The organism is Desulfovibrio porci (assembly GCF_009696265.1).
Taxonomy (GTDB): Bacteria; Desulfobacterota; Desulfovibrionia; order Desulfovibrionales; family Desulfovibrionaceae; genus Desulfovibrio; species Desulfovibrio porci.
In genome coordinates, this window is sequence record NZ_VUMH01000007.1 from 15,122 (window position 1) to 31,247 (window position 16,126).

The 16,126-nt window shown below is 56.4% G+C and carries 16 protein-coding genes; 11 read left to right on the plus strand and 5 right to left on the minus strand.

Going from position 1 to position 16,126, the window contains the following annotated elements; genetic code table 11:
• Positions 1-25 precede the first annotated feature (25 nt).
• The 11 genes from eno to FYJ44_RS07985 all read left to right on the plus strand — a co-directional run bounded on the left by eno (position 26) and on the right by FYJ44_RS07985 (position 10,290).
• A complete protein-coding gene (eno, locus tag FYJ44_RS07935) occupies positions 26-1,327 on the plus strand; it encodes a phosphopyruvate hydratase (protein WP_154510963.1) in 1,302 nt (433 codons plus the stop codon).
• Positions 1,328-1,391: 64 nt separating this feature from the next.
• A complete protein-coding gene (locus tag FYJ44_RS07940) occupies positions 1,392-1,952 on the plus strand; it encodes a DUF805 domain-containing protein (RefSeq protein ID WP_154510965.1) in 561 nt (186 codons plus the stop codon).
• A gap of 134 nt (positions 1,953-2,086) precedes the next feature.
• Positions 2,087-2,944, plus strand: a complete 858-nt coding sequence (gene folD, locus FYJ44_RS07945; protein ID WP_154510967.1) for a bifunctional methylenetetrahydrofolate dehydrogenase/methenyltetrahydrofolate cyclohydrolase FolD — start codon at positions 2,087-2,089, stop codon at positions 2,942-2,944.
• Between the two features lie 43 nt (positions 2,945-2,987).
• Positions 2,988-3,512 (plus strand): DUF805 domain-containing protein, encoded by a 525-nt coding sequence (locus FYJ44_RS07950; protein WP_154510969.1) that lies wholly within the window; start codon positions 2,988-2,990, stop codon positions 3,510-3,512.
• Complete coding sequence (locus FYJ44_RS07955) at positions 3,509-3,958, plus strand: DUF805 domain-containing protein (RefSeq protein WP_154510971.1); 450 nt, start codon at positions 3,509-3,511, stop codon at positions 3,956-3,958. The genes FYJ44_RS07950 and FYJ44_RS07955 overlap by 4 nt, the downstream gene beginning before the upstream one ends.
• Before the next feature lie 93 nt (positions 3,959-4,051).
• Entirely contained in the window at positions 4,052-5,131 is a 1,080-nt protein-coding gene (locus FYJ44_RS07960; RefSeq protein ID WP_154510973.1) for an iron-containing alcohol dehydrogenase family protein, read from the plus strand.
• A gap of 54 nt (positions 5,132-5,185) precedes the next feature.
• Entirely contained in the window at positions 5,186-6,049 is an 864-nt protein-coding gene (locus tag FYJ44_RS07965) for a WcbI family polysaccharide biosynthesis putative acetyltransferase (RefSeq protein ID WP_229772615.1), read from the plus strand.
• An 85-nt stretch (positions 6,050-6,134) separates the two neighbouring features.
• Entirely contained in the window at positions 6,135-7,328 is a 1,194-nt protein-coding gene (locus FYJ44_RS07970; protein WP_154511152.1) for a DegT/DnrJ/EryC1/StrS family aminotransferase, read from the plus strand.
• A gap of 7 nt (positions 7,329-7,335) precedes the next feature.
• On the plus strand, positions 7,336-9,021 hold the full coding sequence (locus FYJ44_RS07975; protein ID WP_288230652.1) for a cytidine 5'-phosphate N-acetylneuraminic acid synthetase: 1,686 nt from the start codon (positions 7,336-7,338) through the stop codon (positions 9,019-9,021).
• A complete protein-coding gene (locus tag FYJ44_RS07980; RefSeq protein ID WP_154510979.1) occupies positions 9,018-9,554 on the plus strand; it encodes a DUF4952 domain-containing protein in 537 nt (178 codons plus the stop codon). The genes FYJ44_RS07975 and FYJ44_RS07980 overlap by 4 nt, the downstream gene beginning before the upstream one ends.
• 28 nt (positions 9,555-9,582) lie before the next feature.
• Positions 9,583-10,290 (plus strand): cytidylyltransferase domain-containing protein, encoded by a 708-nt coding sequence (locus tag FYJ44_RS07985; RefSeq protein ID WP_154510981.1) that lies wholly within the window; start codon positions 9,583-9,585, stop codon positions 10,288-10,290.
• A 211-nt stretch (positions 10,291-10,501) separates the two neighbouring features.
• On the opposite strand, the gene FYJ44_RS15030 is transcribed toward FYJ44_RS07985, so the two are convergent.
• The 5 genes from FYJ44_RS15030 to FYJ44_RS08010 form a co-directional block, all read right to left on the minus strand.
• The gene (locus tag FYJ44_RS15030; protein ID WP_353867111.1) at positions 10,502-10,684 is read right to left on the minus strand and encodes an integrase core domain-containing protein; all 183 of its coding nucleotides are present in this window, start codon (positions 10,682-10,684) and stop codon (positions 10,502-10,504) included.
• The gene (locus FYJ44_RS14940; RefSeq protein WP_154510983.1) at positions 10,685-11,419 is read right to left on the minus strand and encodes a DDE-type integrase/transposase/recombinase; all 735 of its coding nucleotides are present in this window, start codon (positions 11,417-11,419) and stop codon (positions 10,685-10,687) included.
• 335 nt (positions 11,420-11,754) lie between these two features.
• Entirely contained in the window at positions 11,755-12,726 is a 972-nt protein-coding gene (locus FYJ44_RS08000) for a RelA/SpoT-related domain-containing protein (protein WP_154510984.1), read from the minus strand.
• A gap of 8 nt (positions 12,727-12,734) precedes the next feature.
• On the minus strand, positions 12,735-13,820 hold the full coding sequence (locus FYJ44_RS08005; protein WP_154510986.1) for a DUF262 domain-containing protein: 1,086 nt from the start codon (positions 13,818-13,820) through the stop codon (positions 12,735-12,737).
• A 20-nt stretch (positions 13,821-13,840) separates the two neighbouring features.
• On the minus strand, positions 13,841-15,307 hold the full coding sequence (locus tag FYJ44_RS08010) for an Eco57I restriction-modification methylase domain-containing protein (RefSeq protein WP_154510988.1): 1,467 nt from the start codon (positions 15,305-15,307) through the stop codon (positions 13,841-13,843).
• Between the last annotated feature and the right edge of the window lie 819 nt (positions 15,308-16,126).

The window sequence follows — 16,126 nt, forward strand, 5'->3', positions numbered from 1 at the left end:
CCTGAGGGTAAGCAAAGGAGCTGATATGAGCAGCATTGCCTCTGTTTTCGGCCGTGAAATTCTGGATTCGCGCGGCAATCCCACCGTGGAAGTGGAAGTGACCCTGGAGTCGGGCATCAGCGCCCGCGCGGCCGTGCCGTCCGGCGCGTCCACCGGCAGCCGCGAGGCTCTGGAAATGCGCGACGGCGATAAAAAACGCTACGGCGGCAAAGGCGTGACCAAAGCCGTGGAGCACGTCAACGGCGAGATTGCCGACGCGCTTCTGGGTCTGGACGTCCTGCGTCAGGTGCAGATCGATAACAGCCTCATCGACCTGGACGGCACGGACAACAAGTCCCGTCTGGGCGCCAACGCCATGCTGGGCGTGTCCATGGCCTGCGCGCGGGCCGCGTCCTCTTTCCTGGGTCTGCCGCTCTACAAATATCTCGGCGGCATCAACGCCAAGGTGCTGCCCGCGCCCATGATGAACATCATCAACGGCGGCGCGCACGCGCCCAACAATCTGGACATTCAGGAATTCATGATCATGCCCATCGGGGCCATGACGTTCCGCGATTCCCTGCGCATGGGCGCGGAGATCTTCCACACCCTCCAGGCCATTCTGAAGGCCGACGGGCATGTGACCAGCGTGGGCGACGAGGGCGGCTTCGCCCCCAACCTCAAAAATCACGACGAGGCTTTCGCCTACATCATCAAGGCCATTGAGGAGGCCGGCTACAATCCCGGCGGCGAAGTGGCTCTGGCCATTGACGCGGCCTCCTCGGAATTCTACCAGGACGGCAAATACGTGCTCAAGGGCGAAGGCAAAACCTTCACCAACGCCGAAATGAGCGAATGGCTGGCGGAATTCACCCGCAAATATCCGCTGATCTCCATCGAGGACGGCATGGCCGAAGGCGACTGGGACGGCTGGGGCATGCTCACCGCCACTCTGGGCGAAAGCGTGCAGTTGGTGGGCGACGACGTCTTTGTGACCAATCCCGCCATCCTGGCCGAAGGCATTGCCGAGGGCGTGGGCAACTCCATTCTGATCAAGCTGAACCAGATCGGTACGGTGACCGAAACCCTGGACACCATCGAGATGGCCAAGGAAGCGGCCTACACCACCGTGATCTCGCACCGTTCCGGCGAAACCGAGGACAGCTTCATCGCGGATCTGGCCGTGGGCGTCAACGCCGGGCAGATCAAGACCGGCTCGCTCTGCCGTTCCGAGCGCACGGCCAAGTACAACCAGTTGCTGCGCATTGAGGAGGAACTGGGCGACGAGGCCGAGTTCTTCGGCCCCATGCTGGCCGAGTATTACGCGCTGGGCGACAGCGAGGACTAAACCGCCATAAACGGCCCGCGCTTTTGATCGGCGCGGGCCGTTTTACTTTTCGGGGAAGGGGAAGATGCGCCTCCGCACTGCCGTTAACACCTGCCTGCACAATATTTGGAAGTACAGAGGACGGGCCTCGCGCGCGGAATACTGGTGCTGCGTGTTTTGTTATTTACTGGTTGCCTGCGTCGCCTTTGGCGTCATCCTTCCGCTGGGGGCGCTGGTTCCCGCATTGATCTGGCTGGGGATCGGCCTTGGGGGACTGGCGGTTCTGGCCTTTGTGCCGTCCTTGCTCGCCGTTTCCGTACGCCGTCTGCATGACTGCAATCTGCGCGGCTGGTGGCTGCTGGCCGCCTGTGCGCTGCCGTATCCGCTGGCCATCGCGCTGGGCCTGCTCATGGATTTGCCCGTCGACCTCATCCGCGCCGTACTGGGAGGCGAGGACTTGCCCCAGGTCATGGTGCTGGCGATGTATAGGCCGTTGCAATTCTGCACGCTGTATCTGCCGGAAGTTCTGGCCAGTCTGCTAATGCTCTATGTGACGCTCCGCAAAGGGACGCCCGGCCCCAACCGCTATGGGCCTGACCCTCTGGCAACGCCAGGAGAGGAAGCGGCATACATGCCGCAGCCATAGCCGGAGGCAGCCTGCGTGGATTCGCTGATTTTCCGGGGCAGCCCGCTCCCGCGCGACGGCGCTTGAGCGCAACGCGCGGATGACGTATAATGAATTTTTCTGATCAGTTTTGAACCCCAAGGCCGGAGAAAAGCATGATTTTGATTGACGGCAAGGAAACCGCTCGCGCCATCCGCGAGGAACTCAGGGAAGAAATCAGCGCCGCCTGCGGCAAGGGCCGCCGCGCGCCCGGTCTGGCGGTGATTCTGGTGGGCGCGGACCCGGCGTCGGAAGTTTACGTGCGCAACAAGGAACGGGCCTGCGCCGAGGCGGGCATCATTTCCTTTCCCTACCACCTGCCCGCAACCACCGGCCAGCGCGAGTTGCTGGCCCTGATCCATGAATGCAACGTCCGGCCGGACGTGGACGGCATTCTGCTGCAACTGCCCCTGCCGGACGGTCTGGACGCCCAGGCCTGCCTGCTGGCCATTGATCCGGCCAAGGATGTGGACGGCTTCCACCCCGAAAACGTAGGGCGGCTGTCCCTGGGCCTGCCGGGTTTCGTTTCCTGCACCCCCGCCGGGGTCATGGAGCTTCTGCGGCGCTATGACCTCTCGCCCGCGGGCAAAAAGGCCGTGGTGGTGGGCCGCTCCGACATCGTGGGCAAGCCCTTGGCCATGCTGCTGGCCCGGCCCGGCGACTACGCCAACGCCACAGTGACGGTCTGCCATTCGCGCACCCCCGATCTGGCGGCGGAATGCCGCAACGCGGATTTCCTTTTTCTGGCCATGGGCCGTCCCCGCTTCGTCACCGCCGACATGGTGCGCGAGGACGCGGTGGTCATTGATGTGGGCATCAACCGCACGCCCGAAGGCCTTTGCGGCGACGCGGACTTCGCGGGCGTGAGCGCCAAAGCCCGCGCCATTACGCCGGTGCCCGGCGGGGTGGGGCCCATGACCATCGCCATGCTGCTCAAAAACACCGTGCAATCCTGGCGCGGCCGCACGGCCTGAGGCTTCGCGGCCTGCCGCCCAAAAAGCGGGAAAAGGGGGAAGCATGACCTTTGTGGAGGCCGTCTGCGTCTGTCTGAAGGATAAATACTGCTGTTTCCGGGGCCGCGCTCCGCGCTCGGAATTCTGGTGGTTCGCGCTGTTCATGCTTCTGGTCAACGTCGCTGTAAACGTTGTGGCCACGTTTCTTTCTCCAGGCGCGGCCGACGGCGTCAGCGCCCTGATCTCACTGGCCTTTCTTTTGCCCAATATCGGGCTTGCCGCGCGCCGCCTGCATGACCGCAACCTGTCGGGCTGGTGGCAATTGGCGCCCGTGGCGGCGTCGCTCCCCCCGGCGGTTCTGGGTCTGTACGCCGCGCTGGGGGGCGATCTGCCCGGAGGCGAGGGCACGCTCATTGCCTTGGCTGTTCTGGCGACGGCCGTGGGCATCTGGTTTCTCGCGATGCTGATTCTGCGCGGCACGCCCGGTCCCAACCGCTTCGGCCCTGATCCCCTGGCGGCGCGGGCGGGACATCCCCAGGCCGCACCCGGCGCAGGCCTGCCCAACGTGGAACACAAGGAGAACGTATGACCTTTGTGGAGGCCGTCCGCGTCTGTCTGAAGGATAAATACTGTTGTTTCCGGGGCCGGGCCTCGCGTTCGGAATTCTGGTGGTTCTCGCTCTGCATCGGCCTGATCAATCTCGGGGCCAATCTTCTGCTCTCGCCGTTGCCGCGCGGAACCGCCATGGGCCTGAATTTTGTGATTTCCCTGGCCCTGCTGTTGCCCAATCTCGGGGTTACGGTGCGCCGCCTGCACGACCGCAACCTGGCGGGCTGGTGGCTGCTGATCCCCATCGTCAGCCTGCTGCTCTGGCTGTTGGGGCGGGGCGCGCCCGGCGGCGAGGCCGGTCCGGCGTCGGCTCTGCTTTCCCTGTCCATGTGCATCTGCTATCTGGCCATTCTGTCCATGCCGGGCACGGCGGGCCCCAACCGTTTCGGCCCTGATCCCCTGGCGGCGGAACAAGCGCGGGACTGAATCGCCCGCGCGGCCCTGCTTTCCGACCCCTCTTGCCAGAACGGGCGGCTTGGCGTATGGCCCCGGAATCATCTCCATACTGTGAGGATATCCATGTATCGCAACGCGAAAAATGTCGGTTATTATATGATAGGCAAGGGCGCGCTGTCCCAGTTGGGCGATCTGCTGACCACCCGCCGCGAGGCGCAGGACGGACCGGCGGTGTTCTTTTTGGATCATTACTTTGAAGGCAAAAATCTGGCGGAGCGCCTGCCCGTGGAGCACTGGGACATGGTGGTTTACGTGGACACCACGGAAGAACCCACCACGGACAGCGTGGACGGCTACACCGCCCGGGTCAGGGAATTTCTGGACGGCAAGACGCCCTGCGCCCTGCTGGCCTTTGGCGGCGGTTCCACGCTGGACACCTGCAAATGCGTGGGCAATCTGCTGACCAATCCCGGCAAGGCCGAGGATTATCAGGGCTGGGAGCTGGTCAGGCATCCCGCGCCCTACAAAATCGCCGTGCCCACCCTGTCCGGCACGGGCTCGGAAACCTCGCGCACCGGCATCATCTGCAATGAGGCCAAGAACCTCAAACTGGGCATGAACAGCGACTACACCATGTTCGATCAGGTGCTTCTGGACCCGGACCTGACCGCCGGCGTGCCGCGCAACCAGTATTTTTATACGGGCATCGACACCTACATGCACTGTTTTGAAAGCCTTTCCGGTTCCTACCGCAACGTGGTGGTGGATTCCCTGGCGGAAAAGGCCATCGACATCTGCAAGCGGGTCTTTCTTTCCGACGACATGATGAGCGACGAAAACCGCGAACTGCTGATGATCGCCTCCTTCCTGGGCGGCATGGCCGCCGGTTTCGTGGGCGTGGTGCATCCCATTTCGGCGGGCCTGAGCATGGTGCTGCACATGCACCACGGCCTGGCCAACTGCTACGCCCTGTCCGTGCAGGAAGACATCTACCCCACGGAATACCGGGATTTTATGACCATGATCGAACGTCAGGGCATCGACCTGCCCAAGGGCATCTGTCGGGGCCTGACCGACGCGCAGTACACGGCCCTGTACGAAGCCAGCATCGTGCATGAAAAACCCCTGACCAACCGTCTGGGCCCGGACTTCAAGAAAATTCTCACCAAAGAAAACGTGATTGAGCGTTTCAAGCGGATGTAGGTATTTGGCTCCGGCGGGCACGCCCGGCCATGGCGCGGGAGTGACGGCGTGCGCATGCTGATGGTGCTGGGCAATTGCGTCGCGGAACGTCTGGCCGGGCTGCTGGCCGGGTATACCCCGTTGCGCGGGAAATGGAATGTCCTCCCGGTCCCTGTAATCCAGCGGGTGCAGGTCGGGGCGGAAACCGACGCTCTGGCCGCGCGGGCGGCGCGTTGCGATCTGGTGTTCAGCCAGCCTCTGTTCAGCTACGGCGCTTGCAATACCGCAAGCCTGAGGCCCCTGCTGGGAGGGCGGCTGGTAACCTTCTCCGCGCCCAACTTCGAGGCCTATTTCCCCGACGTGCTGAACGTGCCCGGCGGAGGCGCTGAAGAGCGTTTCCCTCCGCCGCTGGAATGGCACAGCCGCGTCATCGTGCAGTGCCGCGCCGCCGGTCTGCCCTTGGAAGAGGTGACCGAGGTCTACGTCAATCATGTACTGTTCAGGGCTCCGGCGGTGCGCCGAGCCCTGGAGCGCACCTGGGAGAAGTACGCCCGGCGGGAACAGGACGTGGCTTTGGGCACGCTGGATATGGCGCGCCGGGAATACGCGCGCGAAGCGCTGTTTTACACCTGGAATCACCCCGGCGAGAGAATGCTGGCCAGCCTGTTCGCCGGGATGTTGCGCGTTCTGGGGCTGACGATCACGCGGGAGGCGGCCATGCGGGAAATCCGCAATGGCCCGTGGAGTTTCGGTTTCAACAGCTGGCCCATCATCACCCGCTACCACGACCTGTTCGTTTTTCCCGGACGGGAATGGTTCCGTGTGGGAGGAAAACGGGTGAGTATTGAAGATGCGGCCGCCGGCTATTACACGTATTACGATTTTCACCCGCATGTCTTTGCGGCCGCGCTGAAGCGCATGGCGGAAAAAACAGCGTAAAGCGGGCAAGTTTCGCCGGGCCGGTTCCGCCGTGAAACAGGTGGACCGCTTCTTCATCCCCGTCATTATCCGGGAGGATTCACATATGGACATCAAGGTCAATTTCAGCGGACGCGCCATCCGCTATACGGAAGAAGAAATCGCCGTGGTCGTGGAGGCCATGCGCAACGCCGATCCCCTGACCCAGGGCCGTTACATGCGCGAGTTTGAAAGCAAGTTCGCACGCTACCAGGGCGTGGCCGAGGGCAGCTGCTTCACCACCATGAACGGTTGCGCGGCCCTGGAAATGTCGGCCCAGCTCTGCCGCTTCAAGCCCGGCGACGAGCTGGTCATTCCCTCGCATACCTTTACGGCTTCGGCCTACCCCTATCAAAAAAAGGGCGCGCGTCTGGTCTGGGCCGACGTGGACCCGCTCACCCGCGTGGTCACCGCCGCAAGCATTGAAAAAGTCCTGACGCCCAGCACCAAAGCCGTGGTGGTGGTCCACCTTTACGGCTATGTGGCGGACATGCCCGCCATCGCGGCCCTCTGCAAGGAGCGCGGCCTGATTCTCATTGAGGACGCGGCCCAGGCCATCGGCGCGGAGGTGGACGGCAAAAAGGCGGGCAGCTTCGGGGACATGGCCGTGTTTTCCTTCCACTCGCACAAGAATCTGACCACTCTGGGCGAGGGCGGCATGCTCTACGTGCGCGACCCGGCCCTGGCCGCCGTGGTGCCCGCCCTGCGCCACAACGGGCACTGCACCTATGACTTCGAGCGCCCGGACTACTGGAAACCGGCCATGGGCAACGTGGACGTGCCCATGCTGGACGGCGACATGCTCATGCCCAACAACTACTGCCTGGGCGAGGTGGAATGTGCGCTCGGCGCGAAGCTGCTGGACCGCATCGACCGGATCAACGACGAAAAGCGCGCGCGGGCCCTGCGCTTTATGGACGCCCTGGCCGACTTTCCGGAACTGGAATTCCACCGCGTAGACAACCGCCGCCACAATTATCATCTGCTGGCCGCGCGCATGACCGCCGGGCCGGAGATGCGCGACCGCTTCATGCGCGCCATGTCCCAAGAAAAAGGCGTCAAATGCGTGGTGCAGTACATTCCGCTGGACCGCTACGACTATTACCGGCGTTTGGGCTACGGCTCGGCGGACTGCCCCAATGCGGACGCCTTTTTCGACAGCATGATATCCTTCCCCTTCCAGCACTGGCTGAGCGAGGAGGATTTCAACTACATGCTGGCGGCCACGCGCGACGTCCTGACTGCCTTGCGCCGGGGGTAGGGCGGCGGTGAAAGAACGCTGCATCGTCATCCCGGCCGTCAAGAAGAACGCGGTCATCCCCGACCAGCTGGTCAAAAAGCTGGCCGGGGTCACGCTCATGGAGCGGGCCATCCACACGGCGCGCGCCGTGGCGCCGGGCGAGGACATCGTAGCACTTACGGACAGCCAGGAAATCTCGCTGATCTGCGAGCGGGCGGGCGTGGGCTTTCACTGGAACAAGGACCTGCGCTTCACCAGTCTGGACATTGTGGCCGAGATGCGCGACCTGCTGGGCGAGCTGGCCCGGCGCTACGAGCATTGCGTCATCCTGCGCGCCTCCTGCCCGCTGCTGACCTGGGTGGACGTGGAGGACGCCTGGAAAAAATACCTGGAGGCCGGGGCCGACAGTCTGGTCACGGTGAAGAGCGTGCGCCAGCGCATCTGGAACGTGCGCGGCGACAGTCTGGAAAGCCTGCTGGACAGCACCGCGGGCACGGACGGCGGTGAGGAACAGTTTCTGGTGGAAAGCCGGGCCCTGATCATCCTGCGTCTGGCTCTGCTGCGGGAGAGCGCGGGAGCGGACGCGACCCCGGCTCCGGCCCTGTCGGCGGGCCATCCTCCGGTCCGGCATCCGGGCAAGGTCATCCCTTATTTTCTCAACGAGCGGGCTATTGAGATCCAGTCCTATCAGGACTGGTGGATCTGCGAGCGCCTGCTGCTGCGGCGGCATGTGGTCTTTGTGGTGGCCGGGTACCCGGCCATCGGCATGGGGCACGTCTTCCGCGCGCTCATGCTGGCCCACGAGATCACCAGCCACAAGATCACCTTTGTCTGTACCCGCGAAAGCGAACTGGCCGTGGAAAGCATCGCCCGCAAGGAGTACCGCATCGTGCGCCAGGGCAACGAGGATCTGGTCGACACGGTGCTGGGCCTGCGGCCCGATCTGGTGGTCAACGATTTTCTGAATACCGGCACGGCCTATATGGAGCGTCTGCGCGCGGGCGGCGCGCGCTGCGTCAACTTCGAGGACGAGGGGCCGGGCGCGGAACTGGCCCAACTGGTGGTCAACGCCCTGTACGAGAGCGGCCAGAGCACGGAACGTCTGCGCTGCGGGCCGGACTATTTCTGCCTGCGCGACGAGTTCGTGGGCGCGGCGCGCAATCCCCTGCGGCCCGAGACGCGCACCGTGCTGATCACCTTTGGCGGCACGGATCAGCGGGACTGCTCGCGCCGGGTGCTGGACATCATCGAGCCCATCTGCCGGGCCTACGGCATCGCCATCCGCCTGGTGGCCGGGCCGGGATACGCCCACAAGGAGGCCATGGAGGCCCACCTGCGCGCGCTGGAAAATCCTCTGGTGAGCTTCACCTGGGCCACCAACGTCATGAGCCGTATGATGGAAGGCGCGGATCTGGCCGTCTGCTCGGCCGGACGCACGGTCTACGAACTGGCGCACATGCGCGTGCCCGGCATGGTGCTGGCCCACCACGAACGCGAGGCCCGGCACACCTTTGCCCGGCCGCGCAACGGCTTTGCCTTTATGGGCCTCATGGACCGCGTGGACGACGTGAAAATCCGCAACGTCTTTCTGGCCATGCTCAAGCAGACCCGGCGGGCGCGCTTCTGGGAGCGCCAGAATCGGCTGGACTTCACGGCCAACAAGGCGCGGGTGGTTGGCTTGATGCTGGGCCTGCTTGACAAGGACGGGGCATGAGCGCCCCGGCGGGAATGCGGCGCATCAGTCAGCGCGTCGCGGTCTGTTTTGTTTTTTTGCTCTGCGCCCCGCTGGCCTGCGCGTGGACGGCGCGCGCCGGGGAGGTTGCGGGGTTGCCGCTGCCGCCGGGTCTGGCCTGTGGCGATTTTCTGGCCATGGCCGGGAAGAAGCCGGATGTTCTGGAATTTCTGGGTTGTGAGCGGGGCCGCGACGCGCAGATTTCCGTGCTGGCGGCCCGCTATCGGGTACGCGGCGCGGATGCGGCCTTGGCGGAGGACGTGCTGCGGCGCGAAAGCGGTATGGCCCCGCTGGTTTTTGTCTGTTGCCGCTGGGAAATGCGAAAATTCGGGCAGGGGAGCTTCAGCTTCCGCCAACCGGGTTTGTCCGCCGCACGGGCCGAGGCGGACGGCGGCCTGCTTTCCGTCTACCGTGTCCGCATGGGCAGCGGCGACACCGAATATTATCAACGCGACGAGTGGCTGCTGATCCCCTGGTTTTACGTCACGGTGCTTCTGGATCTGGAACGGCCCTGAGTCCGCCGCGAGGTAGAAGGAAAATCCTATGTCCCACAATGTCCGCCGCCGCAAGGTTGTGGCTGTTGTTCAGGCCCGGCTGGGTTCCAGCCGCTTGCCCCTGAAATCCCTGCTCTGTCTGCGCGATCTGCCGGTCATCGACTGGGTGACGCGTCGCCTGGCGCAATCCCGCCGTCTGGATCAGGTCATGGTGGCCGTGCCGGACACGGCGCTGGATCAGGCGCTTCTGGAGCATTTGCGCCGCCGGGGCGTGCCCTGCATGGCCGGGCCGGAGGAGGACGTGCTGGCCCGTTTCTGTCTGGCGGCCCGGCAGGCGGAGGCGGAGCTGGTGGTGCGCGTCTGCGCGGACAATCCCCTGATCTGGGGCGAGGCCGTGGACCGGCTGGTGAATTTTTATGAAGCAACGGGCTGCGATTACGCCTACAATCATATCCCGCGCAACAACCGCTGGCCCGACGGCCTGGGGGCCGAAATCCTGTCCCGCGACCTGCTGGACGGCCTGGACGCCAGGGCCAGGCAGGCCTCGCAACGCGAACACTGCCTGAATTACATCTGGGATAACCCCGCCGATTTCCGCATTGCCACCTTTGACCCGGAAGAGCCCTGGCTCTGCCGTCCGGACCTCAAGCTGGACCTGGACCGGCCCGAGGACTTCCGGCGGCTGGCGCTGCTGCCGCTCACGCCGGACATGGACGCGCGGGCCATTGTGGATGTGTGCGGGAAGGATCAGCCGTAGAGCGTTTCGGCATTGAAAATGCTGCGGAATGCCTGGACGGATGCGAGAGCATTTGTCCGCATCACATGAAGAGGAAAAGCGGCATTTTCCGCAGCAGCCAGGCCGCGCCGAATTTGGCTGGAGGTCTTTTATTCATCCGCTGTTCATACTCGGCACCTGATCTATAACGAGGGCGAGGGCTGAGCCTAGCTGTAGAGTGTCAACACGTTGTTCACCCTCCAGAAAGTTTTGAGGCTGGAGGTTTTCTGCCAAGAGCCGTATGAGGATGCAGGAAATTGTAACATTGTGTCCAGATCGGCAGATACGCTGTTCGCTTCCACGAGTGGGTATATGTTCTTGCGTATGCCCACTCTTTTAAGGCAGTTCTGGTGAAGCGTTTCGCCTTACCATTGATTTAAGGATGATAAGGCCGTGTGCGCTTATGCTTGATGCCCAACTCGCGGCAAGCTTTCCGAAATTTCCATGGCATATAACAAGAGCCGTTATCCGTCAGGACGCGCTCCACTTTGATGCCGTGTTCAGTGTACCAAGCAACGGCAAACCATAAAAACTCCACTGCCGATTCCGCTGTTTCATCCGGCAAGACCGCCGTATATGCCGCCCTGGAAGCGTCATCCACGCAGACATGCAAGTATTCCCAACCCGGCCGACGGCGGCGGACTTGCCGCGTTCCCGCTTTTTTGTGTCCGATTCCGTCAATTTTACCAAGCCGTTTTATGTCCAGATGAAGCATTTGCCCCGCTTTCTCCCACTGGTAGCGGTGAACCGGTTCCTTTTTTCCCAGTGAAGAAAGACGGGAGCAGCCGAGTTTCCGCAGAGCCCGGAACACGCTGCTACGCCCCAGACCCAGCCGCAAGGCAATCGCGTCGCCGGTTAAGCGCTCTTTGCGCAGGGCCAGAACACAACCAAGTTCATATTCCGTCAGCTTGTTCCGGCAACGCCTGGGCCGGGAACTTCTATCAACAAGGTTCGCAGAACCTCCCTGACGGTAACGGCGCATCCATTTTCTGGCGGTTCGCAGGCTTACCCCAAACCCCGCTGCCACTATCGAGGCAGGGGCGGAGCCCATCCGCCGGATCATTTCTTCTCGACCTCTGGCCGTCAGTTTGGCATTCTTATGGCTGTTCACCTTCTCCCTCGGTCGGTTTGCTGTTGTCTGGTGACTCCAGCTCTACCGATTTGGGGGAGGGTGAACAACCTATTGAAACATTACAGCTAGGATCTTCGAGGCAGCAGGATGCAGAACGCAAACCGAACTAACTGACTTTTTAGGGTTCAAGCAATCGTCACTGGGTATTGACAGAGCAAGAAGTAAAGTTTCTAAACCAACTGATTGTGTGGAATGCGTTCAATTAAAACATTTATGTGTAAATCAAATGTTCTCACCACGTGAGTATTCATTTAAAGAAATAATAGCGGAAATTGCTAGGTGAATTGCGATTAAATTAAAAAATAGCTCAAAAGTTATCGTTTAACAATGACAATACATTTTCGTTTACAAATTTCGTCATCAACTGCAGGCCCAACATCATTCGGAATTATTAAGCTACGTTTTTTGGATTCCAGTTTATCCAAGCAGGAAATAAATTTAGCTCTGTCCTTAGAATAGAGGGCTTCGATGATGGTATTGAAGGGGGATATATTGAGATACAAGTTACCACCTAGTTCAGCCTTCTTTGACTCCAAAGCCGCGCGCAGCTCACTAACGGAAGATTCATAAAGTTTTAAAAACTGTGACGTGTTTTCTGCAAGTCTTTTGAGATCAGGCGGAAGTTCTTTTTCGTCCCAAAACTCATGGAATATTGAAATACACTCTTCAATATGACGATAATCAAAGTGATTTCTTTGAAGAAGTTTTGATTCCCCTAGTGCTTTAGCCTCTAAAATACTTAATTCGGCATGCTCAAGCATTGACTTCAGTTGGTATGCGACTCGTTCAAGCGCCCAGTTTGGCGAGTGTGATTTGTAAACTAAATCATGGGTCGCAATACTCCAAGCGTGTTGCAAGAAGGTTTTGATTTGTATTTCAAAGTTAAGGCTGCATAATCCAGCCTTATCGCTCCATTTTTCGCCTAATTGGCAAACAAGACGTATATCAGTGAATTGAAACTCCCATGGTTTCTGTTTACCAAAAACATTATCCGTCGGCCTCCTTATTAAAATTTCAAAATTATTATTTACGAGATCAAGAGCTTGATCTATTTTAGAATAATCCTCGACAACAATTGTAGCTGCATAAAAATCATCAATGTCTGGGGAAGAATAGCGACCAGTTTCAAGCTTGAGTGCATAGCTTAATTCTTCCTTTAGCCTGCTTTCAAAGTGCCAACGATCGTTCTTTTGAGATCGAATAATTTCATCAACTAATTTTTTTAAAATTCCGTATAGCTCAAAGCGCTCTTTATAGATCTCTCTGATACAAGATGCTATTTTCATGGCTTCATTTAACTTTGCAGAGCTTCGGTTAAAGCACTAAGACGGCTTTCCCTTTGAGGCAAATCTGTGCTAGCCCCTTGAGAACCCGCTGCGTATTTTCTCACATAGCTCGGTACATCTACTGACGAGAGATATTCTTCATTATCCTCATATTCAGATTGCGCAGCAATGAAATCTCCAACTTGGGCCATGAAGACTGAGTATGCTTCAGAAGACTGCTGCACATTTATGTTTTCAATGATAGATATAGCTGCCCATAAGGTATAGAGATGTTTTTGGTCAGAGGCAAAGGTCGAAACACATGCATTGAACTGTTCCATTTCTTCAAGAATTTTTAAAGTAGATTGAAATTTATCTTCCAGTGCATATGGATCAAAAGCGATGTCTTCATCCCCTTCTTCAGCTGGTATGTCATAAGCTGAATAAAATTTATCAATCAATGCTTGGTCAAAACCATGTATCTTTTGGTCTATGGAAACCATGAGCAGTTCTGATATAAACTGTACATCACGCATCCTTTTCGTTCGTGCTTTTGTTGCTATTTTTACCTGCTCCCAAAAAGAGTTATCCGCCATTTTCTCGCAAAAGGAAATGAACCATCCATCATATTTTGCATGTCTCAATTCTTGTTCGGTAAGCTTTCTAGAATTTCTATTTAGTCTGTCGAAAACTTCATTAATTGTAATTGATGCATTGTCTGGTATAGTAACATGCTCAACTATAATTTCATAATTAAGAAATATTTCTCTATATTGCTTTTCCTCGTTTATTTTCTTCCAACGTTTTCCATTAACTCTATCATCGCCAAAATCACGCCCAGCAGATATTTTATTGTTAAAAAATAAAAATATTGTTTCCAGCCTTTGCTTGCCGTCGACAACGTCATAGGTAATATTGCCTTTATCATCAATTTTTTTACATAGATAAATTGGTGGTGAAGGGTAGTTCCTTAGAACAGTATCAATGAAAAATCTTCTATCCCTACCGCTCCAAACACTTTTCCTCTGGTAAGGAGGGTCTAGATCTATCTTTTCTTGGCGATAAAGGTCTAGAAACCAAGAGATATCTTGAGTTCTGGGGCTTCTGCTGTACATATTAACCTCTATAGTGAGTTTTATTCATGGATTGGAATGTTAGATCGTATTTTTTCGTCTATTCTAGTCTGGCACTTGATCTTTTCATTTTTAATCCAGTCGCCTAGGTATGATAAAATATCAAGAGAGGGATACTTTATAGAACGCAAGTCAGTTGCATTGACTTGTGTGTGGCCGTTAAAACAGTGGAACAACGAGTTAACATAGCTTGAGTTCAAATAACCAACAAGCCCATAAGCTAGAGACTCCGAGAGGCCATTTTTATTGGAATGAATAATATTGAGGTGATTTTCAAATCCCAAATATTTGAATCCAGGGAAATTTTTAGGGTCTATTAAGTGGGCCACGATTCTCCGTTGTTCTTCCTTTGAAGACATTCTTCGGATAGCGACATAAAAACCGGTAGGGAAAAGAAGCTTTTCTGTTTTCTTGCAGAAACGAATTGCATTTGGTTTTCTAAAGTCTCTTTTAGGCCATTCTGTGGTACCATTTAAATGTCCGGGATAAATTAACGGTACATCGCCTGACTCGGGCATCTGGTTAAGAAAATCAAGTGCCCGAAAGTCTACGATCGGCCCTGTTGACACATCGACCCCCAGATCCGCAAGTGAGAGGCCCACAGCTAAACGCCCAGTAGTGGAACTTGCTATAGGAATTCTTATGAATTTATTTACGTCATCAGGATGAACCACTTCGGAAAAAGGAACGCTTTCCTGCCTAAAATCCTTGAAATGGTCATCAGTTGATATAGAAATATTTACTTCTTTTTGTTTTGAATCTTTTTTTAATAAAACTATAATATTTTCTTGTAGTACCTTATCTTGTTTAAATACTCTTGTTCTTGATCTAAACAAATGAATATGTTCTATTGAACAATTATCAAAAATAAAATCTCTAAATTTTTTATGATAAAAGCCATTACAAAAACTTCTTGGAATGATTGCAACCAATTCCCCTTTTTTATCTAATAGCTTGATAGATAATGACATAAAGGCTGTATACAAATTAGCTGCATTAATTTCATTAGATTGTAATATTTTTGTGTAACGAGATTCTCCATACAACTTTTTATACGGAGGGTTGAGCATGATATGAGAATAATGACCGATACCTTCATTTATTAAATTTGGTGCTAATTCTAAAAAATCAGAATTGATAATTTGTATATTATCACTCAAAACAGGAACAACATTTTTAACATTTAACTCAAGCTTTTTGGCAAGTGTATTGTCAATCTCAAAAAGATCAAAAGTAGGATTATTTATCGTTAAGAGGGCTTGTGTGTAGGAACGCAAGAATGCGCTCGTCAAAGCGCCCTTGCCCGCGCCTGCGTCAAGAAAGCGAATATTTTTTCTTGGGGTTAGCTTGGAAAAAAGGCTGGCCATGAACTCAGCTACACGTGTAGGTGTCATATACTGACTATACGCGCTTTTAGCTGAAATACTGTCACTATTATCGGTTAACGGTTCTTGGCTATCACGCAGCATTGAAATGTCCTTTCTGAGTTCAGGTTTTCATTCTATCTACCTCGGTTCATTACTGCAAGTATGAAGCCTAAGTAACCGCATTTAGCGTTGAGCAGCCTCCGGCTGCGACTAAGCTCTTACCCCGAAGGGTCGGAACAAAGTATTACCGAAGGTGCGCTATGTTGCATGCCCGGCCCTCAATTTCCGTGGCCTGATGTTGCCGGAAGTGCCCCGCTGTGGCTGGGATTTGAAAAATGGACGTTTCGGCAATGACTGGCCTCATCGGGGCACATTCGGGTTTCCTCGCATAAGCTGTCGAGGTAGTCTGCGTACCTCTGCATCATCTCCTTTCTTTGCCGTAAAAGCTGCGCCTTGTCATAGCCGCCTTTGCTGCATCACGTTCCAAGGTATGCGACAAATGCAGATATATCACGTCATGCGGGAAGCCCAATTCTTTGAGCAAGGGAGTATCGTCAGGTGTCCGGTCTTGCCATAGGACGGAAAAAGATACTGGCCTTCGCCGTATAGCAGCGTAAGTTATCCAAGAGCTCGACATCCTGCGGGCAGCGGCACCGTATACGGCTTGTTGCTCTTCATCTTGAAGCCGGGGATGCGCCATTCCTACGCTTACCAATCTATCTCGATTCGCTCAAGTGAGAGAACCGGGCGTAGAAAGACATATGGGGCGATCATTAGGGCTGTGGATACCTCAAGGCCGCGCTTCTCGGTCATGGTGTTGTCCAGAGTCAGCAGGAGGTTGCCGACCTTATCCGGGCTGGTCATAGTGACGCAGATTTCCAATTCGGGTTCGGGCGGCTAAAGGAGAGCCCTTTTCGGATA

Bases quoted from the DNA above. Each gene is read 5' to 3' on its own strand.
- eno (WP_154510963.1), top strand. From the start codon at position 26: ATGAGCAGCATTGCCTCTGTTTTCGGCCGTGAAATTCTGGATTCGCGC.
- FYJ44_RS07940 (WP_154510965.1), top strand. From the start codon at position 1,392: ATGCGCCTCCGCACTGCCGTTAACACCTGCCTGCACAATATTTGGAAG.
- folD (WP_154510967.1), top strand. From the start codon at position 2,087: ATGATTTTGATTGACGGCAAGGAAACCGCTCGCGCCATCCGCGAGGAA.
- FYJ44_RS07950 (WP_154510969.1), top strand. From the start codon at position 2,988: ATGACCTTTGTGGAGGCCGTCTGCGTCTGTCTGAAGGATAAATACTGC.
- FYJ44_RS07955 (WP_154510971.1), top strand. From the start codon at position 3,509: ATGACCTTTGTGGAGGCCGTCCGCGTCTGTCTGAAGGATAAATACTGT.
- FYJ44_RS07960 (WP_154510973.1), top strand. From the start codon at position 4,052: ATGTATCGCAACGCGAAAAATGTCGGTTATTATATGATAGGCAAGGGC.
- FYJ44_RS07965 (WP_229772615.1), top strand. From the start codon at position 5,186: ATGCTGATGGTGCTGGGCAATTGCGTCGCGGAACGTCTGGCCGGGCTG.
- FYJ44_RS07970 (WP_154511152.1), top strand. From the start codon at position 6,135: ATGGACATCAAGGTCAATTTCAGCGGACGCGCCATCCGCTATACGGAA.
- FYJ44_RS07980 (WP_154510979.1), top strand. From the start codon at position 9,018: ATGAGCGCCCCGGCGGGAATGCGGCGCATCAGTCAGCGCGTCGCGGTC.
- FYJ44_RS07985 (WP_154510981.1), top strand. From the start codon at position 9,583: ATGTCCCACAATGTCCGCCGCCGCAAGGTTGTGGCTGTTGTTCAGGCC.
- FYJ44_RS08000 (WP_154510984.1), bottom strand. From the start codon at position 12,726: ATGAAAATAGCATCTTGTATCAGAGAGATCTATAAAGAGCGCTTTGAG.
- FYJ44_RS08005 (WP_154510986.1), bottom strand. From the start codon at position 13,820: ATGTACAGCAGAAGCCCCAGAACTCAAGATATCTCTTGGTTTCTAGAC.
- FYJ44_RS08010 (WP_154510988.1), bottom strand. From the start codon at position 15,307: ATGCTGCGTGATAGCCAAGAACCGTTAACCGATAATAGTGACAGTATT.